Genomic DNA, 19,753 nt, shown 5'->3' with positions numbered 1-19,753 from the left:
CGCTTCGTCACTCTTCTGACTGAGGGGAGCCCGGCATGCGACGTGGCATCCGCGCCCTGACCCTGACGGCACTGGGGGCCCTCGTGGCCGGTCTCGCCCAGGTCGCCGTCACCGCTCCGACCGCGCAGGCGGCCGTGTCGCCCGACGACTACTGCGGCGGGCAGTGCAGCGACATCCTGCCGCCCGGCGAACAGGGCAGCGCCACCCTCGCCGAAATCCTGGCGCACAAGGTGCTCGGCACCCGGCCCGACCACGCGGCCGACCAGATCGGCAAGTACGCGTCCCTGGCGGGCGGCTACAAGTCGCTGACCACCAGCACGATCAGCCAGTACTTCAACGACGCTTCGTTCGGCGTCGCGGCCGACCAGGTCGCGAGCACGACGAAGCCGCGGTCGGACGTCACGATCGTGCGGGACAAGGCACTCGGCGTCCCGCACATCACCGGGACCACCCGCGCCGGCACCGAGTTCGGCGCCGGGTACGCCGCCGCGCAGGACCGGCTGTGGCTGATGGACGTGCTGCGCCACGCCGCCCGCGGCCAGGTGACGCCGTTCGCCGGCGGCGCCGAGGCGAACCGCGAGCTCGAGCAGCAGTTCTTCGCGAACGCGCCGTACACCGAGGCCGAGCTGCAGCAGCAGATCGACCGCGTCGCGGCCAACGGCCCGCGGGGCGCGCAGGGCCTCGCCGACGCGCAGGCCTACGTCGACGGAATCAACAAGTACATCAACGACTCCCACAGTGGCCGGTACTTCCCGGGCGAGTACGTGCTGACCGGGCACGTCGACGCGATCACCAACGCCGGGACGATCGACCCGTTCAAGCTGACCGACCTCGTCGCGCTGGCCTCGCTGGTCGGCGCCGAGTTCGGCGCGGGCGGCGGCGGTGAGGTGCAGAACGCCATCGCGAAGCTCGCGATGCAGGAGAAGTACGGCGTCGTGCAGGGCGAGAAGGTGTGGCAGAGCCTGCGCGCGGAGGACGACCCCGAAGCCGTCAAGACGCTGCACGACGGCCAGACCTTCCCGTACGGCAAGACGCCGGCCAACGCGGCCGGGCGGGCCCTGCCGGACAAGGGCTCGGTGACCGGGCAGCAGCTGGTGTTCGACAAGACCGGCTCGGCCGCGACCGCGACGCCGTCCACTGTGGACGTTCCCGCGCCCGCCGACCAGGAACCCGCCCGCGGGATGTTCGACAACGGCGTGCTGCCGGGGAACATGCTGAGCGAGAAGCACGGCATGTCCAACGCGCTGCTCGTCTCCGGCGCGAAGACCGCCAGCGGCCACCCGGTCGCGGTGTTCGGCCCGCAGACCGGCTACTTCGCGCCGCAGCTGCTGCTGTTGCAGGAGCTGCAGGGCCCGGGTATCAGCTCGCGCGGCGCGGCTTTCGCCGGCCTCAGCATGTACACGCTCCTCGGCCGCGGCCAGGACTACTCGTGGAGCGCGACGACGTCGGCGCAGGACATCATCGACACCTACGCGCTGACGCTGTGCGACCCGAGCGGCAAGGCGCCGACGAAGGACTCGAACTACTACACCTGGCAAGGCCAGTGCATCCCGATGGACACCGTCGAGGTCAAGAACGCCTGGAAGCCGACCGTGGCCGACGGGACCGCGGCGGGCTCGTACACGTTGCGCAGCTACCGGACGAAGTACGGTCCGGTGCAGAGCCGGGCGACGGTCGGCGGCAAGCCGGTGGCGTACGCGGCCCTGCGCTCGTCGTACTTCCACGAGGTCGACTCGCTGATCGGCTTCCAGGAGCTGAACGACCCGGGCTTCGTCAAGTCCGCGGCCGACTTCCAGAAGGCCGCGGCCGACATCAACTACACGTTCAACTGGTTCTACGCCGACTCCAAGGACATCGCCTACTTCAACTCGGGCAGCAACCCCGTGCGGCAGTCCGATGTGGACCCGAACATGCCGGTGTGGGGCGACCAGGGCCACGACTGGATCGGCTGGAACCCGGCCGGGAACGTCGCGAACTACACGCCGGCGTCACAGCACCCGCAGTCGATCAACCAGGACTACTACGTCAGCTGGAACAACGCGCAGGCCAACGGCTACGCGGCCGCGGGCGCGGACAAGTCGGCCGTGCACCGCGTCGACCTGCTCGACTCGCGCGTGAAGCAGCTGGTTTCCAGCGGTACCAAGGTCACCCGGGTCAACCTGACCCAGGCGATGGAGGACGCCGCGCTCGCCGACCTGCGGGCCGAGCGCGTCCTGCCGCTGCTGCTGCAGGTGCTCGACAAGACGCCGACCACCGGGGCGGCCGCGGACGCCGAGGCGAAGCTCAAGACGTGGCTCTCGAACGGCCACCTGCGCAAGGAGACTTCGCCGGGCAGCAAGGCGTACGCGGACGCCGACGCGATCCGCATCTTCGACGCCTGGTGGCCGCTGCTGGTCCAGGCCGAGTTCAAGCCGGGCATGGGCGACGACGTCTACAACGCGATGACGGGCGTGCTGGGCATCAACGAAAGCCCGTCCGGCTGGCAGAACGGCAACGGGCAGCACACCGGCCAGCCGCACAAGGGCTCGTCGTTCCAGTTCGGCTGGTGGGGTTACGTCAGCAAGGACATCCGGCAGGTGCTCGGCCAGCCGGTGGCCGGTCCGCTCGGCCAGACGTTCTGCGGCGGCGGGAACGTCACGACGTGCCGCCAGGCGCTCGTCGACTCGCTGACCACCGCCGCCGGCCAGCCCGCGAACACCGTCTACCCCGGTGACGCGAGCTGTTCGGCCGGTGACCAGTGGTGCGCCGACACGATCGTGCACAACCCGCTCGGCGGCATCACGCAGGACAAGATCAGCTGGCAGAACCGCCCGACGTTCCAGCAGGTCGTCGAGTACGCGGCCCACCGCGGGGACAACGTCGCGAACCTCGCGCCGGGGAAGACGGTCAGTGCCACGAGCGCCGAGTCCGGCTTCTACAACTCCCCGGCGTCGAACGCGATCGACGGCAACACCTCGACCCGCTGGGCCAGCGACTGGAGCGACGACCAGGCGATCACCGTCGATCTCGGTTCGGTGCAGCAGGTCTCGCGGGTGGCGTTGAGCTGGGAATCCGCGTACGGCAAGAGCTACAAGATCCAGACCTCGCCGGATGCGGTGAACTGGACGGACGCGGCGGTCGTCACGGACGGCAACGGCGGACAGGACAACGTGTCCTTCGCGCCGGCGCAGGCCCGGTTCGTGAAGCTGCAGGGCGTCCAGCGCGCCACGAAGTACGGGTACTCGCTGTACGAGTTCGAGGTGTACGCGCACTGAAGGAGCCAGGCCGGCTCGCCTCTGGACGCGGGGGCGAGCCGGCCGTCTTCGTCACAGTGACCGGCGCATGACCTGCGGTTACCGTGTTCGCATGGACGACTGGACGCCCCGCACCAAGGCCATCGCCGCCGGCCGGCCGCACGGCCCCGGCGAACCGCTGAACACCCCGCTCGTCGCCACCAGCACCTACCGGGCCGGTGGTGACTTCGTGTACGCGCGCGGCGACGGGACGCCGACCTGGCACGCGCTGGAAGAAGCCGTCGGTGCGCTGGAAGGCGGCCACGCGACGGCGTTCGCGTCCGGCGTCGCGACGCTGTCCGCGGTGCTGGACCTGCTGCCGGTCGGGTCGCGGGTCGTCGTGCCGACGTTCAGCTACGCCGTGACGCGCGGGGTGCTCGCCCACGCGCAGAAGCTCGGCAAGCTCGCCGTCACCGAGCTCGAGCCGACCGACACCGCGGCTTGGGTCGCCGAAGCCGCGACGTCCGACCTGGTCTGGCTCGAGTCGCCGACCAACCCGACCCTCGACGTCATGGACATCGAGACGATCGCCGCCGCCGCGCGCGGCCGGGTCGTCGTCGACAACACCTTCGCGACGCCGTTGCAGCAGCGGCCCCTGGAGCTGGGTGCCGACGTCGTCGTGCACAGCGGGACCAAGCTGATCGGCGGGCACAGCGACCTGCTGCTGGGCATCACCGTCGCCAAGGATCCGGCCGTCGCCGCCGAGCTGCAGGGCGCGCGGACCCGCGTCGGCTCGACGCCGGGCGCGCTCGAAGCCTGGCTCGCGCTGCGGGGCCTGCGGACCATGCCGGTCCGGCTGGCCGAGCAGTCCCGCACCGCCGCGCTGCTCGCGTCGCGCCTCGGCGAGCACCCCGCGGTGCGGCGGGTGCGCTACCCGGGTTTCGGGATGATGGTGTCCTTCGAGCTGGCCGACGCGGAGGCGGCCGACCGGTTCTGCGAGTCGGTCCGGCTGATCGTCCCGGCGACGAGCCTCGGCGGCGTGGAAAGCCTGGTCGAACGGCGGGCGTGGCTCCCGGGCGAGGAACGCGTGCCGGCGGGGCTGATCCGGTTCAGCGTCGGCCTGGAGGACCCTGACGACCTGTGGCGAGACCTGAACAGCGCGTTAGCGGAGTAACGCCGGTCGACAAATCGTCGATAGTCGCGGCATCGCAGGTCAACCGCTGTTGGGAGTCATCGTGGGTAGAACGCTGAACCGGGTCGCGGGGGTCGTTTCGGCGGCTGCGCTGGCCACCTTCGCCGCCGCGCCGGTCGCGCTGGCGGACGACGAGACCAGCACCTCACCCACGGAAACGACCACGTCCACGTCCACTTCCGAGACGACGACCACCACCACGGCTCCGTCCACTTCGGAAACCACCACGGCACCGTCCACGCCGGTCACGACCACGGGGACCACTTCGGCGCCGGCCACGACCGGCACCAAGCCGGAGACCTCGACCTCGACTTCCGCATCGAGCGAACCGCCGAAGGACGACTTCCAGGACAACACCGGCGCCGGCTTCGTCGGCCTCGGCGGCGAAGGTGTCCTGGTCATCAACTGCGCGGCGGGTGCGCCCGGCAACCTCGCCACCCAGTACCTGAGCGTCACCGGTGGCCCGGACCAGGACGAGTCCGACGGCCGGACCTGGAACTACACGGTCCGGGTGGACAACCTGCCCGCCAGCACCACCACCGGCAAGTTCAGCTGGACCTGCGCGGGCGCCGACGGTGTCGAGGGCAACGGCACCGTCGAGTTCCAGCAGCCGGAGGTGCCGCCGACCAGCACCAGCAGCACGCCGACCAGCAGCAGCACGGTCCCGTCGAGCACCGCGCCGGTGACCACGGCGACCTCGACCGCCACGACCACCGCCACGACCACCACCGCTGCCGGCAACGCCGCTCCGAAGGCCCAGGTCAAGGTCGCGCCCAAGGGCGGGGTCGAAACCGGCTTCGGCGGCACGGCCAGGTGACGCTCCGCCGGGTGGGCGCGGCCCTCGCGCTCGTCCTGACGCTGGCCGCCTGCAGCACCCCGGAAGCACCCAAGGCGGCACCGGCACCGGTTCCGGCCTCGGTGCCGGTGACCGCGCCGTTCAAGGGACTTCGGCCGACCACCGTCAAGATTCCCAAGATCGGCGCGGAGTCCAGTCTCCTCGCCGTGGCGGTCAAGACCGACGGCTCGATCTCCGTTCCCTCGGTGCACACACCGATGCAGGCGGCCTGGTACAAGCTCTCGCCGGTTCCCGGCGACGTCGGTCCGGCGATCGTGCTCGGGCACGTCGACGGCGACAAGAAGCCCGGCGTCTTCTACAAGCTCAAGGACCTCGCACCCGGTGACGAGGTCGACGTCGACCGCAGCGACGGCCGGAAGCTGAAGTTCGTCGTCGACCGCGTCACGCAGGTCCCGAAGGACACGTTCCCGAAGGACGCCGTGTACGGCAACAGCGACAAGCCCGAGCTGCGCCTGATCACCTGCGGTGGCGTGTTCGACCACGCCGAGCACAGTTACAAGGACAACATCGTCGTCTACGCGAACCTCGCGGCCTAGCAACCGCCCGGGTACGGAAAAGCCGGCTTGACCGTCGATTCGGGACAGACCCAGCGCCGCATCCCGGCGTCGCAGACCGCGTAACCCCAGTTGATCAGCCGGTCCTGCACCTGCTCGGACATCCTGGTCAGCCGCGTCTTCGTCACGGCCAGCTCGCGGGTCCGCTCGACCGGCGCCGGCAGCGCGTCCGGCAGCTCGAAGTGCGTGATGTCGCTGTAGGTCGCCCAGTATGTGCCGGCGAACCGCTTGTCCTGGTAGGACTTCAGCAGCGAGCCGGTGCGCAGTTCGCGGACCTGGTTGTCCATCACGGTCAGCACGCGGAACAGCTGCATCGGCCAGTTGTGCTTCGGCCGTTCCTCGTGCTTCATCTTCTTGCCGGCGTCGCTGACCAGGACGGTCGCGCGCTGGTTCTCGATCGGGTCGAGGCCGAGGTTGTCGTACACGCCCGCGTCGCTGAGCACGATCTTGCGGTCCGGCTGGTGCGGATCCGGGATCACGACCGGCGAAAGCAGCGGCGGGAAGGCCGACGACGCGGCCACCGCGGTCGCCAGCGGCACCTGCCCGTGCGGGCCGGGCTGCCGGAAGAACCACCACAGCGAGCCGTCCTGCAGGCTGGTCGCGGTGAACACGAAGTTCGGCCCGGCCGGGTCGAGGTCCGCGAGGCGGCAGTCGCCGAAGAGGTGCTTCGCGTAGCGGCGGGCCAGCTCCTCGCCGGCACTGCGCCACGGCATCACCATGGCCTTCAGCGTCACCGGGACGTCGAGGTGGGTGCGGGCCAGTTTCCGCAGCGGCTGCACGACTTCCTTGCCGAAGTTCTCCGCGACGCCGTCTTCGCCGAACCACAGCTTGTGCCACGCGTGCGCCAGGACGCCGGCGGCGATCGATCCGCCGGAGACGCTCGAGACGGTGGTCAGCTTCGGCAGCCAGCCGAGTTCGTTGAGCCGCCAGAGCGCGCCGGCGTGGAAGAGCATTGCGCGGTAGCCGCCGCCGGACAGCGCGAGCCCGACGCCGTCCCGTTTCGCCGTGTCCATCCCGCGCAGTCTAGGACCGCAGCAACGGTGTGAGGAGCGGCCGTTGCCCGGCGGGCACGTATTCGGCGTAGTTGTCGTACAACGCCTGCTTGGCCAGGTGGGCCGCGCCGGCGCCGTCGGCCGAGCGGATCGCGTCGAGCACCTCGGCGTGGTGGGAGAGCCACGCGCGCATCAGCGACGTGCGGTTGCTGGCGTGTTCGAGCTTGTCCTCGATCAGCTCCAGCACGACCCCGCGCACGACTTCTTCGCTGACCACCAGCAGGGGATTGCGCGAGATGCGCGCGATCACCTCGTGGAAGGCGACGTCGGCGCGGCTGAACTCCGCATAGCCGTGCGAGACGCCTTCGCGCATCGCTTCCAGCGCCGTGTCGAGGCCGGTCAGGTCGTCGTCGGTGCGGAGCTCGGCGGCGAGCAGGTGGGCCGAGCCGTCGAGGATCATCCGGAACTGCAACAGCTCCGCGAGCCCGACGTGGTCGGCGCGCGCGAGCCGGTGCATCGAGCGGTGCAACGCGGCGGGGGACGCGGCCAGCACCTCGGGCCCGCGCGGGTCGCCGGGGCGCGAGCGGATCATTTCCGCGGCCTGCAGCACGCGCAGGGCTTCCCGGACCGTCGAGCGGCCGACGCCGAACTGGATCATCAGCTCGCGTTCGCTCGGCAGGCGTTCGCCCGGCTTGAGCGCGCCGCTGACCACGGCCTGCTCGATCTGCTCGACGACCCGCTCGTACGCGCGGACCGGAGCCACCGGTTCGAACCGCATCCCTTGACCTCGACGTCCGTCGCGTGCAGGCTACTGGTCAGACCAGTGTACCGACCTGGAGGCGAGATGAAAGCCCGGATTCCCGTGCTGGCAGTGGCGCTGCTGCTCGTGGTGTCCGGCTGCTCGGCCGGCTCGTCGGCCAGCGTTTCCGCTGGTCCGGACACGCTTTCCGTCGGCTTCACGGCGGAGCCGGCGAACTTCGACTTCACCAAGACCGACGGTGCCGCGATCCCGCAGGCGTTGCTCTACAACGTCTACGAAGGCCTGGTGAAGCTCGACTCGCAGGGTCGCGTCGTGCCGCTGCTCGCGAAGTCCTGGACGATCAGCCCGGACCGCAAGACGTACGACTTCCAGCTGCGACCGGGCGTCAAGTTCAGCAACGGCGCGCCCTTCACCGCCGAGGACGTCAAGTTCTCGCTGCTGCGCGTGAAGACCGACTGGACGATCTCGATCAAGTCCACGATGGACGTCGTCGACCACGTCGACGTCGTCGCGCCGGACCACGCGCGGGTCGTGCTGTCGAAACCGTCCAACGGCTGGCTGTTCAGCCTCACCAGCCGGCTCGGCGCGATGTTCAGCCCGACCGGGGTCGCGGACCTGGCGACCAAGCCGGTCGGCACCGGGCCGTACGCCGTGGCTGCCCGCAAGCGCGGCGACTCCGTGGTGCTGAAGGCGAACCCCGGGTACTGGGGCCGGAAACCGGCCTACACCACGGTGGTCCTCAAGTACATCAAGGACCCGACCGCGCTGAACAACGCGCTCTACAGCAACGGCATCGACGTCATTTCCGCGATCACCGCGCCGGACTCGATCCCGCAGTTCCAGGCGGACGACCGGTTCCAGGTCGTCCAGGGCACGTCGAACAGCGAGGTCACGCTGGCGATGAACAACGCGCGGGCGCCGCTGAACGACGTTCGCGTGCGCCAGGCGCTGACCTACGCGATCGACCGGAAGGCGTTGCTGGACACGGCGTGGGCGGGCCGCGGAACGCTGATCGGCAGCATGGTCCCGCCGACCGATCCCTGGTACGAGGACCTGTCCAACGTCTATCCGTTCGAGCCGGCGAAGGCGAAGGCGCTGCTGACCGAGGCGGGGGCGACGAACCTGAACCTGCGGCTGCGGATCCCGAACCTGCCGTACGCGGTGTCGGCCGCGCAGGTCGTGCAGTCGCAGCTCGCCGACGTCGGCGTGCGGACGACGATCGAGCCCCTCGACTTCCCCGCGGTCTGGCTGAAGCAGGTGTTCACCGACCACGACTACGACCTGTCGATCATCCAGCACGTCGAGGCCCGGGACATCACCACGTTCGGGAAGCCGAAGTACTACTGGGGGTACGACAGCAAGCGCGTCCAGCAATTGCTGGCCGAAGCCGACAGCGGGACGCCGGAGCAGCAAGTCGCGGACATGAAGCAGGTGGCTCGGCAGCTGAACACCGACGCCGCCGCGGACTGGCTGTTCCTGTTCCCGAACGTCATCGTCGCGAAGGCGAAGGTCGGCGGATTCGTCCAAAACCAGGTCAGCGAGTCGTTCGACCTCACCGGATTGGCACCGCGATGACGGCCAAGGTGCTGCGCCGGGTGGCGATCTTCGTGGTCAGCGTGCTGGTCGCGTCGATCGTGGTGTTCCTGTTCATGGCGGTGCTGCCGGGCGATCCGGCGCAGGTCGCGCTCGGCGTCAACGCGACGCCGGAGCTGCTGGCCAAGACGCGCGCGGAGTTCGGTATCGACCGCCCGCTCGTCACCCAATACTTCGACTGGATCGGCGGGGTGCTGCACGGCGACTTCGGCCGCTCGTACGTCACGCGCGACACCATCGGCCCGCAGCTGCTCGACCGCCTCGGCGTCACGCTGTGGCTGGTCGGCGCGGGGATGCTGGTGGCGCTGGTGATCGCGATCCCCGCGGGCACGTTCGCCGCGGTGAAGCACCGAAAGGCGTCCGGTGCGAGCGTTTCGGGGCTGTCGCAGATCGGTGTCGCGATTCCCGCGTTCCTGGCCGGGATCATCCTGGTGCAGATCTTCGCGGTGCAGCTGCGCTGGCTGCCGTCGGGCGGGTGGACGCCGCCGAACCAGAATTTCGGCGAGTTCTTCCGCGGTCTGGTCCTTCCGGCGCTGTCCCTCGGTTTGGTGCAGGGCGCGGTGCTCACGCGGTACGTGCGATCGGCGGTGCTGGACACGCTCGGCCAGGACTACCTGCGCACGGCGCGGTCGAAGGGCTTGCGGCCGGGACAGGCGCTGGTGCGCCACGGCTTGCGCAACGCCTCGGTCCCCGTGGTGACGGTCTTGGGTCTGCAGCTGGCGACGTTGCTCATCGGCGCGGTCGTCGTCGAGCGCGTGTTCGTGCTGCCAGGCCTCGGTTCGATGCTGCTGGACGCCGTCGCCTCCCGTGATCTGCTGACCGTGCAGGGAATCGTGCTCGTGCTGGTGGTCGGGGTGCTGCTGGTCAACTTCGTCGTCGACGTCCTCTACACCGTGCTCGACCCGCGACTGCGAGGTTCGTGATGCGCAATCTCGTGATCGGCGGCGTGCTTGTCGGCTTGGTCGTGCTGGCCGCGGTGCTGTCGTTCTTCTGGACGCCGTTCGACCCGGTGAAGGTCGACGCCGCGCACCGGCTCCTGGGCTTCGGCGGTTCGAACCTGTTCGGTACCGACAAGTTCGGGCGTGACCTGCTCAGCCAGATCATGGTCGGCGCCCGGACCACGTTGTACGTCGGCGTGGTCGCGGTCGGCATCGCCGCGGTGATCGGCACCCCGCTGGGCATCCTCGCCGGGATGTCGCCCCGGTGGCTGGGCGAGTTCGTCATGCGCGTCAACGACCTCGTGCTCGCGTTCCCCGCGCTGCTGCTGGCGATCATGTTCGGCGCGGTGTTCGGCGCGGACACGCTGACCGCGATGGTCGCGATCGGCATCGCCACGATCCCGTCGTTCGCGCGGATCGCCCGGTCCGGGACGCTGCAGGTGATGAGCACGGAGTTCGTGCTCGCCGCGCGCGCCGGCGGCCGGTCGCGGCTGACCATCGCCGTGCGGCACGTGCTGCCGAACATCTCGGGACTGCTGATCGTGCAGGCGTCGGTGTCGTTCGCGATCGCCGTGCTCGCCGAAGCGGCGTTGTCGTTCCTCGGTTTCGGCACGCGGCCGCCGACGCCGTCGTGGGGCCGGATGCTGCAGGAATCCCAGGAGCTCCTGACCGTGCAGCCACGGCTGGCGCTGGTGCCGGGCATCGCGATCGCGGTGGCGGTGCTCGGTTTCAACCTCCTCGGCGACGGCCTGCGCGACCGCCTCGACCCCCGATTGGCGGCGAAGGTATGACGCTCTCAGTTTCGGGACTCAGTGTGAACTCGCTGGTCAGAGATGTTTCCTTCGAGATCGGCGCCGGCGAGCGCGTCGGGCTGATCGGCGAGTCGGGCTCCGGGAAGTCGCTCACGGCCTTGTCGATCATGGGCCTGCTGCCCGAGGAGCTGCACGCGTCCGGCTCGATCCGGCTCGGCGATCGCGAGCTGCTGGGAATGTCCGAAAAGGACATGTCCCGGCTGCGCGGCGACGAGCTGGCCATGGTCTTCCAGGAGCCGATGACGGCGTTGAACCCGGCCATGCGCGTCGGCCGCCAGGTCACCGAGCCGGGCCGGATCCACGGCCGCCGCCGGTCCGCGGAAGAACTCCTCGACGCGGTCGGCCTGCCGGGCACGGCCCGTGCCTACCCGCACCAGCTGTCCGGCGGGCAGCGCCAGCGGGTGGTGCTCGCGATGGCGCTGGCCAACGAGCCGTCGCTGCTGATCTGCGACGAGCCCACAACGGCCCTCGACGTCACGGTCCAAGCCCAGATCCTCACCCTCATCAGGAGCGCACTTTCACGTGAAAGTGCGCTCCTGTTCATCACGCACGACCTCGCGGTGGTGGCGTCGGTGTGCGAGCGCGTCCTCGTGATGCTGGACGGCGAGATCGTCGAAGCGGGCTCGACGCGCGAAGTGCTGACGCAGCCGAAGCACGAGTACACGCGCAAGCTCCTCGACGCTTCGGACCTGGAGGCCCGGCGATGATCATCGAAGTCCGCGACCTCGAACGCCGCTACGCCCGGCGAGACGTGCACGCGCTGCGCGGCGTCAGCTTCGACGTCGAAGCCGGGCAGCGGTTCGGCATCGTCGGCGAGTCCGGTTCCGGCAAGTCGACGCTGGTCCGGCTGCTGGCCGCGCTCGACAAGCCGACCGCCGGCACGGTCTCGTTCCAAGGCCGGCGCATCGACGACGTCCCGGAGCGGAAGCTGGGCTTCCTGCGCTCCGAACTGCAGATCGTCTTCCAGGACCCGATGGGTTCCCTCGACCCGCGCATGCGCGTCGCGGACATCATCTCCGAACCGCTGGGGCGCCGGAACCCGAAGCTCGTCGACGAACTGCTCGCGGCGGTCGGACTCCCCGCGGACGCGGCGGGGCGGTACCCGCACCAGTTCTCCGGCGGCCAGCGGCAGCGGATCTCGATCGCCCGCGCGCTCGCGCCGAACCCGAGCGTGCTGATCGCCGACGAACCGGTCAGCGCCCTCGACGTCTCCGTGCGCGGCCAGATCCTCGACCTGCTCGGCTCGCTGGTGGAGCAGTTCGCGCTGACGCTGATCTTCGTGTCACACGACCTCGGCGTCGTCCGGCACGTCTGCGACCGCGTCGCGGTCATGCGCCGCGGCGAGATCGTCGAGCTGGGCGACGTGGCGCAGGTCTACGACGCGCCCGAGCACGAATACACCCGGGAACTCCTGGCCGCCGCCCCGAACCTGCGTGCGGAACTGGCCCGGTTGAGCGGAGGTGACGATGCCTGACTACCCGGACGGCCTGCCGGTCGGCGCGGAATGGGTGTCCACTGTAGACAGCCAAGAAATCGTTTTCCCCTACGACGGGAGCGTCATCGGCACCGCGCCCATCGGGACGCCGGAGCTGGCGAAGCGGGCTGTCGACGAGGCTGTCGCCGTCGCGCGCGAAGTGGCTTCGCTGCCCTCGCGGACGCGCCGCAAGCTGCTCAACGACGTCGCCGCCGCACTGGCCGAGCGCCGCGAGGAGTTCGAGAACCTGCTCGTGCTCGAGACCGGCAAGCCGCTGGTCGACTGCCGCGTCGAGGTCGCGCGCACGATCGTCACCTGGGAAGCCGCGGCCGAAGAGGTCTCCCGGCTGCACGGCGAGACCGTGCCGCTGGACCTCCTGCCCGCCGGCGACGGCCTGGTCGGGTTCTGGAAACGCAAGCCGATCGGCGTCGTCGTCGGCATCGCGGGCTTCAACTACCCGCTGCTGCTGGCGTCGCACAAGATCGCGCCGGCGATCGCCGCGGGCTGCCCGGTGATCGTGAAGCCCGCGCCGCAGACTCCGCTGGCGACGCTGTGGCTGGTTCACCTCGTGCGTACGTTGGCACCTGTCCCGGCGATGGTTCAGCTGGTCACCGGGGATGCCTCGGTAGGTGCCGCGCTGACGACCGACCGCCGGATCGGCGCGGTCTCGTTCACCGGCTCGGCCGCGGTCGGCCATCGCATCGCTCGCGACGCGGCTCCCACGAAGACGTTGCTGGAGCTGGGCTCGAACGCCGCCTTGGTCGTTGCCGAGGACGCCGACCTCGACGCGGCCGCGGACGCCGTACTGCGCGGCGGGTTCTACGCCTCCGGCCAGGCGTGCATCTCGGTCCAGCGCGTGCTGGTCGTCTCGTCGGTCGCCGAAGAGTTCACCCAACGCGTGCTGGCCCGCCTCGACGAGGTTGTCACCGGTGACCCGCGAGATGAGAAGACGCGGGTGTCGGCGCTGATCGACCCTGCTTCCACCGACCGCGTCGCCGCGTGGATCGAGAAGTCCGGCGCCCGCCAGGTCGGCGGTGGTGTCGACGGCACAGTCCTGCGGCCGACCGTCTTGCTCGACGTCCCGGACGGCGTCGAGGCCTGGGACGAGGAGATCTTCGGCCCGGTCGTCTGCCTGCGCACGGTGTCCGATGTGGACGAAGCCTTCGCCGCGGTGAACGCCTCCCGCTACGGCCTGCACGCCAGCGTCTACAGCAAGTCCCTGAACACGGCGTTCCGCGCGCTCGACGAGCTGGAGGTCGGCGGCGTCGTCGTCAACGAGGTGCCCGGCTTCCGCTCCGACACCATGCCGTACGGCGGGGTGAAGGACTCCGGCATCGGCCGCGAAGGGCCGCGGTTCGCCGTCGAAGAGCTGACCGTGACGAGGATGGCGGTGCTGCGCCCGTGAACTACGAGAACCTCTTCCGCCTGGACGGCCGTCGTGCCGTCGTGCTCGGTGCGGGCGGGATCGGCCGCGAAGCCGCGCGAGCCCTGGCCGCACACGGCGCCGACGTGGTTTGCGCGGACCGGGACGTCGAGGCCGCCCGCGAAACCGGCGTCGGCGAGGTATACGAGGTCGACCTGCTCGAACCCGGCGCGATCGACCGCGCGGCGAAGGACCTCGGTCCGCAGGACATCGTCGTGCTGACCGCCGCGACGAACGTCCGCAAACGGTTGCTGGACTACACGCGGGAGGAGTTCGACCGCGTCCTGGCGCTGAACCTCGGGGTGTCGTTCGAGGTCGTCCGCGTCTTCAGCGCCGGCATGGTCGCGCGGGGGCGGGGGAGCATCATCGGCTTCTCGTCGATCCGCGGGACGACCGTGGAGCCCGGCCAGGGCCCGTACGCGGCGACGAAAGCCGGGCTCGTCCAGCTGTTCCGGACGGCCGCCGCGGAGTTCGGCCCGGCCGGGGTCCGGGTCAACGCGATCGCCCCCGGCGTCGTCGAAACCCCGTTGACCGCGCAGATCAAGGCGAACCCGGAGTGGTACGACGCGTACGCGCAGAAGGGCGCGTTGGGCCGATGGGCGCGTCCGGACGAGCTGGCCGGCGCCGTCGTGTACCTCGCTTCGGACGCTTCGTCGTTCGTGACCGGCTCCGTGCTCGCGGTCGACGGCGGCTGGACCGCCGTCGACGGCCGCTTCGAACCGCCTGCTTCCTGAGGAGCGTTCATGACCGAGCTGCCCGACCTGACCGCCGTCGAACTCGTCGCGCGGTACCGCGCGAAGACGCTCTCGCCGGTCGAGGTGACCGAAGCCGTCCTCGCACGCATCGAGGCGCGCGAGCCCGAGTTGAACGCGTTGTACGCGTACGACCCTTCGGCGGCTCTCGACGACGCGAAGGCGTCCGAAGCGCGCTGGGCGTCCGGCGAACCGCTGGGCCCCATCGACGGCGTCCCGCTGACGCTCAAGGAGAACATCGCCACGCGCGGCACCCCGGTGCCGCTGGGGACGGCGGCGACCGCGCTGGTCCCGGCCGCCGAGGACGCACCGGCGGCCGCGCGCGTCCGCGAGTCCGGCGGCGTGCTGCTGGCCAAGACGACGATGCCGGACTACGGGATGCTGACGTCCGGGCTGTCGAGCTTCCACGAGACGGCGCGGAACCCGTGGGTGACGTCCGCGAGCCCGGGTGGGTCGAGCGCGGGTGCGGGCGCGGCGGCCGCCGCGGGGTACGGCCCGCTGCACGTCGGCACCGACATCGGCGGTTCGATCCGGCTGCCCGCGGGCTGGTGCGGGCTGGTCGGGCTGAAGCCGAGCTTCGGCCGGGTGCCGGTCGACCCGCCGTTCCTCGGCCGCGTCGCCGGCCCGATGACCCGCACGGTCGCCGACACGGCGCTGCTGATGAGCGTCCTGTCCGGCCCCGACGCGCGCGACCACCTGAGCCTGCCGCCGGCCGACCTGTCGTGGTCGTCGCTCGACGGCTCCCTGTCCGGCATGCGCGTCGGCCTGCACCTCGACCCCGGCGTGGGCCTCCCGGTCGACCCGGCGACGCGCGACGCGGTCTCGGCGGCGGCCCGCGCCTTCGAAGCCGCGGGCGCGATCGTCGAGCCGGTCGGCCCCTTCCTCACGCGCGCCATGCTCAGCGGCCTGGACGTCTTCTGGCGCACGCGCGCGTGGTCGGACATGCTCGGGTTGCCGGCGGAGCGGCGCGCGAAGGTGCTCCCGTACATCGCGGACTGGGCCGCGGGCGGCGCCGAGGTGTCCGGAGTGGACGTCTACCGCGGTTTCGCCCAGATCGACGTGATCAGCGTGGCGGCCCTGCGCGCGACCTCGGCGTTCGACATCGTGCTGTCCCCGACGTGCCCGGTCGCGGCACCGCCGGCGGAGTGGGCGTCCCCGACGAACGACCCGGCCCGCCCGTTCGAGCACATCGCGTTCACGGTGCCGTACAACATGTCCGGCCAGCCCGCGGTGTCCGTGAACTGCGGTTACACCGACGACGGCCGCCCGATCGGCCTCCAGATCAGCGGCCGCCGCTTCGACGACGTCGGCGTCCTGCGCGCCGCCGCGGCGTACGAAGGCCTCCGCGGGCCGCAGCGTCCCTGGCCGATCGGATAGGGAAGAAGATCCGGGCCCGCGGCGAAGTGGTGGTGAAGCTGTCGCCGACGGGAAGGATCTCCATGACAGAGGCAGCCCCATGACGGCGGCCCCGGTGCTCGGCGCGGAGTCGTTCACCGAGGTGCACGACCGCCACTTCACGGCCGTCTATCGCTACGTCGCCGGCCGCCTCGGCGCCCAGGCGGCGGAGGACGTCGCGGCGGAGACGTTCCTGGTCGCCTTCGACCGCCGGAAGACGTTCGACGCCACCCGCGGCGACCCACGTGCCTGGTTGTTCGGCATCGCGACGAACCTCGTGTCGAGGCACCGCCGCAAGGAAGCCAGGCACTACCGCGCACTCTCGCGGCTCGAGGCGCCCCGGCCCGCCGAAGGCCACGAAAACCGCGTCCTGTCGGCCATCGCGGCCGGGCAGCTGGGCCAGGCGCTGGCCCAGCTGTCCGCGGGCGAGCGGGACGTCCTGCTGCTCGTCGCCCTCGGCGAACTCGGCTACGCGGAAGTCGCCGAAGCACTCGGCATCTCCCCGGGCACGGTCGGCTCCCGGCTGAACCGCGCCCGCAAGAAGCTCACCCCCGTTCTGGCCCAGGAGGCCCGCGATGAATGACCTCGAGACGCTGCGCGCGGCGCTGATCCCCGGCGAGCCCGCTCAGGATGTCGTCGACCGGAGCCGCCACCGGCTCCAGAACCGGATGCTCGCCGCGCCACGACGGCGGGTGCGCCCGTTTGCGCTCGGCGCGGGTCTGGTGGCCGCCGCGGCCGCGGCGGCCGTCATGGTCGCGACCCTGCCCGGCACCCCGGCTCACGGGCCGCGGCCGCAGGCGGTGGCCCCGGTCGTGACCGGCACCCAGGTTCTGCTGGCGGCGGCCACGGTGGCCGAACACGCCCCGGCGGGCACCGGCAAGTACTGGCACGTCAAAACCGCGTCGGACAACCTGGTTTACGAGAACTGGTTCAGCGCCGACGGCCGCATGTGGTTCCGCGGCGAGAAGTCCGGCGGCCGGGTCATGCCGCTGGGGCTGTCCCGGCTGCAGCTGGCCGCCACCAACGTGACCTTCGAGCAGCTGCGGACCCTGCCCACCGACCCGGCGGCGCTACAGGACTGGCTCGCCGACGCGATCGCGCACAGCGGTGCCCGGACGAGCGCGGGCCCGTTCACCGCGGCGGACCGGGAGCGGGAGCTGCTGCTGTCGATGGTGTCCCTGGTGTCGGCGCTGCCGGCGCCGCCGGCCGTGCGAGCAGCGGCCTTCCGCGCGATCGCGGCGTACCCCGGCGTCCGCGACCTCGGCCCGGTCCCGGGCGGCCGTGGTTTCCTGCTGCCCGGGGACTACCGCCTGGTCGTCGACCCCGCGACCGCACGCATCAACCACACGTCGATGTTCGTAACGGCGGACGGCGGCATCTACGGGGCCTCCGGTCCGCAGGGCGCCGAGGTCAGTGCCGAATGGACGGACTCGCTGCCGAAGTGAACCGCACCGGTGGCCGGGCGACCCGCCCGGCCACCGGCCGTCAGCTCTTGACGGCTTCGGCCAGCGCCAGCACCCGCCGCGCGTTGTCGACGTGCAGGTTTTCGATCATCCGGCCGTCCACGGTGACCACGCCGCTGCCCGCCTTCTCGAAAGCCTCGATGATCCGCCGCGACCGGTCGATCTCCTTTTCGGACGGCGCGAAGATCCGGTTGCACGGCTCCACCTGCGCCGGGTGGATCAGCGTCTTCCCGTCGAAGCCGTACTGCCGGCCCTGCTCACACTCGGCTTCGAACCCTTCGAGGTCCTTCACGTCGTTGTAGACGCCGTCGAGGATCACCTTGCCGGTCGCCCGCGCGGCCAGCAGGCACAGCGACAGGCCGCCGAGCAGCGGGCCGCGGCCCGGGACGAACTCCGCGTGCAGCTCCTTGGCCAGGTCGTTGGTGCCCATCACCAGCACGGTCAGCCGTTCGGACGCCGCCGCGATCTCCTCCGCGTGCAGCATCGCGACCGGCGTCTCGACCATCGCCCAGATCTTCGTGTGCTCCGGCGCGCCGCCGAGCTCCAGCGCACGCTCGATGTTGTGCACCTCGGCCGCCGAGTTCACCTTCGGCACGACCACCGCGGCGGGCCCGGCCGACGCGGCCGCGCGCAGGTCGGCGTCGTGCCACTCGGTGTCGAGGCCGTTGACGCGGATCGTCACCTCGCGCGTCCCGTACGAACCGACGGCGGCGCACACGCGTTCGCGCGCGGCTTCTTTCGCGTCCGGCGCGACGGCGTCCTCGAGGTCGAGGATCAGCGCGTCCGCCGGGATGGTCTTGGCCTTCTCCAGCGCACGCTCGTTCGCGCCGGGCATGTAGAGAACGGAACGTCTCGGCTTCAGCTCGGTCATCCGAGGGCCTCCTTGGTGGCGTTGTCGTAGGCGGCCGCGAGCTCGGGGTCGTCCGCCGCGAGGGCGTCGGCCAGTTCGGCGACCACGCGGCACTGCTTCACCGACGCGTCGTCCTGCATCTTCCCGTCGATCATCACCGCGCCCGTGCCGTCACCCATTTCGGCGATCACGCGACGCGCCCAGGCCACATCGGACGGCGACGGCGAGAACACCTTCTTCGCGATGTCGATCTGCACCGGGTGCAGGCTCCACGCGCCGACGCAGCCGAGCAGGAACGCGTTCCGGAACTGGTCCTCGCACGCGACGACGTCGCGGATGTCCCCGAACGGCCCGTAGTACGGCAGGATCCCGTGCATCGCGCACGCGTCCACCATCCGCGCGACCGTGTAGTGCCAGAGGTCCTGCTGGTAGGTCGTCCGGCCTTCGTTCAGGTCGTCGCCGGTGGGGTCGGTGCGCACCAGGTAGCCGGGGTGCCCGCCGCCGACGCGGGTCGTCTTCATCCGGCGGCTCGCGGCCAGGTCGGCCGGGCCGAGGGAGATGCCCTGCATGCGCGGGCTCGCGCCGGCGATCTCCTCCACATTGGCCACCCCGCTGGCCGTCTCGAGGATCGCGTGCACGAGCAACGGCTTCGTGAGCCCGGCGCGCGCTTCGAGCTGGGCGAGCAGGCGGTCGACGTAGTGGATGTCCTGCGCGCCCTCGACCTTCGGCACCATGATCACGTCGAGCTTGTCGCCGATCTCGGTGACGAGCGTCACCAGGTCGTCGAGCACCCACGGCGAATCCAGGCTGTTGACGCGCGTCCACAGCTGCGTCTTCCCGAAGTCGTTCGCCTTGGCGATGGCGACGAGCCCGGCGCGCGCGGCCTCCTTGCGGTCGGCGCGCACGGCGTCCTCGAGGTTGCCGAGCAGGACGTCGACCTTCGTCGCGATGTCCGGCACCTTCGCGGCCATCTTCTCGTTGCCCGGGTCGAAGAAGTGGATCATCCGGGACGGCGTCACCGGGATCTCCCGCACGGGGGCGGGCGCGCCCAGGGCGAGCGGGGCGAAGAAGTCCTTCGGGGAGCGCATCGGTCCTCCACGGCGACGACTAAGTGACTGATCGGTAACTTTAGTCCGGGGCGCGTGAGGCCGCTGCGGCGTAAGTCACCGCCGTGGGGGTGACGGCGGACAACCGCTGCTCAGCGACCTGCGTCCACTGTGGATTTTCCCCGGGTTGCGCCGAACGGGCTAGCCGGCGAGGTTTGCCGGATCCTGCCGCGGGTAGTCGGCTGTGGGCGGACGGTAGTGCCACTCAACTCGCGATCACTCGGTTGGCCGCACCGTTCGACCGAAGTCGGATGACCGCCTACCGACCGGTCATCGACCGCTGGCCGCCGCCGATCGCAGCCACTCGCACTACCCGGCGACGTCGCGCCGCCGCGCTGTTAGACAGATTGAGTGCCGGTTTTCACCGGTCACGAAGCGGTG

Annotated in this window: 18 protein-coding genes; 14 read left to right on the top strand and 4 right to left on the bottom strand. The window is 70.7% G+C overall.

What is annotated here, in order from left to right:
• Positions 1 to 35: 35 nt before the first annotated feature.
• The 4 genes from ACZ4TR_RS00870 (at position 36) to ACZ4TR_RS00855 (ending at position 5,796) form a co-directional block, all read left to right on the top strand.
• Entirely contained in the window at positions 36 to 3,254 is a 3,219-nt protein-coding gene (locus ACZ4TR_RS00870; RefSeq protein ID WP_465285213.1) for a penicillin acylase family protein, read from the top strand.
• A gap of 91 nt (positions 3,255 to 3,345) precedes the next feature.
• Positions 3,346 to 4,386, top strand: a complete 1,041-nt coding sequence (locus ACZ4TR_RS00865; RefSeq protein WP_465285212.1) for a trans-sulfuration enzyme family protein — start codon at positions 3,346 to 3,348, stop codon at positions 4,384 to 4,386.
• Between the two features lie 61 nt (positions 4,387 to 4,447).
• Entirely contained in the window at positions 4,448 to 5,221 is a 774-nt protein-coding gene (locus tag ACZ4TR_RS00860) for a hypothetical protein (protein WP_465285211.1), read from the top strand.
• A complete protein-coding gene (locus tag ACZ4TR_RS00855) occupies positions 5,218 to 5,796 on the top strand; it encodes a class F sortase (RefSeq protein ID WP_465285210.1) in 579 nt (192 codons plus the stop codon). Before ACZ4TR_RS00860 ends, ACZ4TR_RS00855 begins: the two co-directional genes overlap by 4 nt.
• Here the strand turns inward: ACZ4TR_RS00855 and ACZ4TR_RS00850 are convergent.
• On the bottom strand, positions 5,793 to 6,827 hold the full coding sequence (locus ACZ4TR_RS00850; protein WP_465285209.1) for a patatin-like phospholipase family protein: 1,035 nt from the start codon (positions 6,825 to 6,827) through the stop codon (positions 5,793 to 5,795). The two genes, ACZ4TR_RS00855 and ACZ4TR_RS00850, sit on opposite strands and share 4 nt — an antisense overlap.
• Before the next feature lie 10 nt (positions 6,828 to 6,837).
• Complete coding sequence (locus ACZ4TR_RS00845) at positions 6,838 to 7,584, bottom strand: FadR/GntR family transcriptional regulator (protein WP_465285208.1); 747 nt, start codon at positions 7,582 to 7,584, stop codon at positions 6,838 to 6,840.
• A 66-nt stretch (positions 7,585 to 7,650) separates the two neighbouring features.
• Here ACZ4TR_RS00845 and ACZ4TR_RS00840 point away from each other — a divergent pair, with 66 nt between their 5' ends.
• From ACZ4TR_RS00840 to ACZ4TR_RS00795, 10 genes are all read left to right on the top strand, one after another.
• The gene (locus tag ACZ4TR_RS00840; RefSeq protein ID WP_465285207.1) at positions 7,651 to 9,141 is read left to right on the top strand and encodes an ABC transporter substrate-binding protein; all 1,491 of its coding nucleotides are present in this window, start codon (positions 7,651 to 7,653) and stop codon (positions 9,139 to 9,141) included.
• A complete protein-coding gene (locus ACZ4TR_RS00835; protein WP_364518404.1) occupies positions 9,138 to 10,082 on the top strand; it encodes an ABC transporter permease in 945 nt (314 codons plus the stop codon). The genes ACZ4TR_RS00840 and ACZ4TR_RS00835 overlap by 4 nt, the downstream gene beginning before the upstream one ends.
• Positions 10,082 to 10,888 (top strand): ABC transporter permease, encoded by an 807-nt coding sequence (locus tag ACZ4TR_RS00830; protein WP_364518402.1) that lies wholly within the window; start codon positions 10,082 to 10,084, stop codon positions 10,886 to 10,888. Before ACZ4TR_RS00835 ends, ACZ4TR_RS00830 begins: the two co-directional genes overlap by 1 nt.
• The gene (locus ACZ4TR_RS00825; RefSeq protein ID WP_465285206.1) at positions 10,885 to 11,616 is read left to right on the top strand and encodes an ATP-binding cassette domain-containing protein; all 732 of its coding nucleotides are present in this window, start codon (positions 10,885 to 10,887) and stop codon (positions 11,614 to 11,616) included. Before ACZ4TR_RS00830 ends, ACZ4TR_RS00825 begins: the two co-directional genes overlap by 4 nt.
• The gene (locus tag ACZ4TR_RS00820) at positions 11,613 to 12,383 is read left to right on the top strand and encodes an ABC transporter ATP-binding protein (RefSeq protein WP_465285205.1); all 771 of its coding nucleotides are present in this window, start codon (positions 11,613 to 11,615) and stop codon (positions 12,381 to 12,383) included. Before ACZ4TR_RS00825 ends, ACZ4TR_RS00820 begins: the two co-directional genes overlap by 4 nt.
• Positions 12,376 to 13,788: an aldehyde dehydrogenase family protein gene (locus tag ACZ4TR_RS00815; protein WP_465285204.1), complete on the top strand. Its 1,413-nt coding sequence runs from the start codon at positions 12,376 to 12,378 to the stop codon at positions 13,786 to 13,788. The genes ACZ4TR_RS00820 and ACZ4TR_RS00815 overlap by 8 nt, the downstream gene beginning before the upstream one ends.
• Entirely contained in the window at positions 13,785 to 14,540 is a 756-nt protein-coding gene (locus tag ACZ4TR_RS00810) for an SDR family NAD(P)-dependent oxidoreductase (protein WP_465285203.1), read from the top strand. Before ACZ4TR_RS00815 ends, ACZ4TR_RS00810 begins: the two co-directional genes overlap by 4 nt.
• 9 nt (positions 14,541 to 14,549) lie before the next feature.
• Positions 14,550 to 15,935 (top strand): amidase, encoded by a 1,386-nt coding sequence (locus tag ACZ4TR_RS00805; protein WP_465285202.1) that lies wholly within the window; start codon positions 14,550 to 14,552, stop codon positions 15,933 to 15,935.
• A gap of 79 nt (positions 15,936 to 16,014) precedes the next feature.
• Entirely contained in the window at positions 16,015 to 16,536 is a 522-nt protein-coding gene (locus tag ACZ4TR_RS00800) for an RNA polymerase sigma factor (RefSeq protein WP_465285201.1), read from the top strand.
• Positions 16,529 to 17,398 carry a CU044_5270 family protein gene (locus tag ACZ4TR_RS00795; protein ID WP_465285200.1) on the top strand — a complete coding sequence of 290 codons (870 nt, stop codon included), beginning with the start codon at positions 16,529 to 16,531 and terminating at the stop codon, positions 17,396 to 17,398. Before ACZ4TR_RS00800 ends, ACZ4TR_RS00795 begins: the two co-directional genes overlap by 8 nt.
• Before the next feature lie 40 nt (positions 17,399 to 17,438).
• Here the strand turns inward: ACZ4TR_RS00795 and ACZ4TR_RS00790 are convergent, their stop codons facing one another.
• On the bottom strand, positions 17,439 to 18,287 hold the full coding sequence (locus ACZ4TR_RS00790; RefSeq protein ID WP_465285199.1) for an HpcH/HpaI aldolase/citrate lyase family protein: 849 nt from the start codon (positions 18,285 to 18,287) through the stop codon (positions 17,439 to 17,441).
• Positions 18,284 to 19,354 carry an HpcH/HpaI aldolase/citrate lyase family protein gene (locus ACZ4TR_RS00785; protein ID WP_465285198.1) on the bottom strand — a complete coding sequence of 357 codons (1,071 nt, stop codon included), beginning with the start codon at positions 19,352 to 19,354 and terminating at the stop codon, positions 18,284 to 18,286. The genes ACZ4TR_RS00790 and ACZ4TR_RS00785 overlap by 4 nt, the downstream gene beginning before the upstream one ends.
• Positions 19,355 to 19,753: the final 399 nt, after the last annotated feature.

The organism is Amycolatopsis sp. NPDC028719 (assembly GCF_055565395.1).
The sequence above is the reverse complement of the archived record's forward strand: the minus strand, read 5'-3'. Positions and strand labels throughout refer to the sequence as shown.

What these genes read in the sequence shown, in the direction of transcription:
- ACZ4TR_RS00870 (WP_465285213.1), top strand. Translation starts at nt 36, where the DNA reads ATGCGACGTGGCATCCGCGCCCTGACCCTGACGGCACTGGGGGCCCTC.
- ACZ4TR_RS00865 (WP_465285212.1), top strand. Translation starts at nt 3,346, where the DNA reads ATGGACGACTGGACGCCCCGCACCAAGGCCATCGCCGCCGGCCGGCCG.
- ACZ4TR_RS00850 (WP_465285209.1), bottom strand. Translation starts at nt 6,827, where the DNA reads ATGGACACGGCGAAACGGGACGGCGTCGGGCTCGCGCTGTCCGGCGGC.
- ACZ4TR_RS00845 (WP_465285208.1), bottom strand. Translation starts at nt 7,584, where the DNA reads ATGCGGTTCGAACCGGTGGCTCCGGTCCGCGCGTACGAGCGGGTCGTC.
- ACZ4TR_RS00840 (WP_465285207.1), top strand. Translation starts at nt 7,651, where the DNA reads ATGAAAGCCCGGATTCCCGTGCTGGCAGTGGCGCTGCTGCTCGTGGTG.
- ACZ4TR_RS00835 (WP_364518404.1), top strand. Translation starts at nt 9,138, where the DNA reads ATGACGGCCAAGGTGCTGCGCCGGGTGGCGATCTTCGTGGTCAGCGTG.
- ACZ4TR_RS00830 (WP_364518402.1), top strand. Translation starts at nt 10,082, where the DNA reads ATGCGCAATCTCGTGATCGGCGGCGTGCTTGTCGGCTTGGTCGTGCTG.
- ACZ4TR_RS00825 (WP_465285206.1), top strand. Translation starts at nt 10,885, where the DNA reads ATGACGCTCTCAGTTTCGGGACTCAGTGTGAACTCGCTGGTCAGAGAT.
- ACZ4TR_RS00820 (WP_465285205.1), top strand. Translation starts at nt 11,613, where the DNA reads ATGATCATCGAAGTCCGCGACCTCGAACGCCGCTACGCCCGGCGAGAC.
- ACZ4TR_RS00815 (WP_465285204.1), top strand. Translation starts at nt 12,376, where the DNA reads ATGCCTGACTACCCGGACGGCCTGCCGGTCGGCGCGGAATGGGTGTCC.
- ACZ4TR_RS00805 (WP_465285202.1), top strand. Translation starts at nt 14,550, where the DNA reads ATGACCGAGCTGCCCGACCTGACCGCCGTCGAACTCGTCGCGCGGTAC.
- ACZ4TR_RS00800 (WP_465285201.1), top strand. Translation starts at nt 16,015, where the DNA reads ATGACGGCGGCCCCGGTGCTCGGCGCGGAGTCGTTCACCGAGGTGCAC.
- ACZ4TR_RS00795 (WP_465285200.1), top strand. Translation starts at nt 16,529, where the DNA reads ATGAATGACCTCGAGACGCTGCGCGCGGCGCTGATCCCCGGCGAGCCC.
- ACZ4TR_RS00790 (WP_465285199.1), bottom strand. Translation starts at nt 18,287, where the DNA reads ATGACCGAGCTGAAGCCGAGACGTTCCGTTCTCTACATGCCCGGCGCG.
- ACZ4TR_RS00785 (WP_465285198.1), bottom strand. Translation starts at nt 19,354, where the DNA reads ATGCGCTCCCCGAAGGACTTCTTCGCCCCGCTCGCCCTGGGCGCGCCC.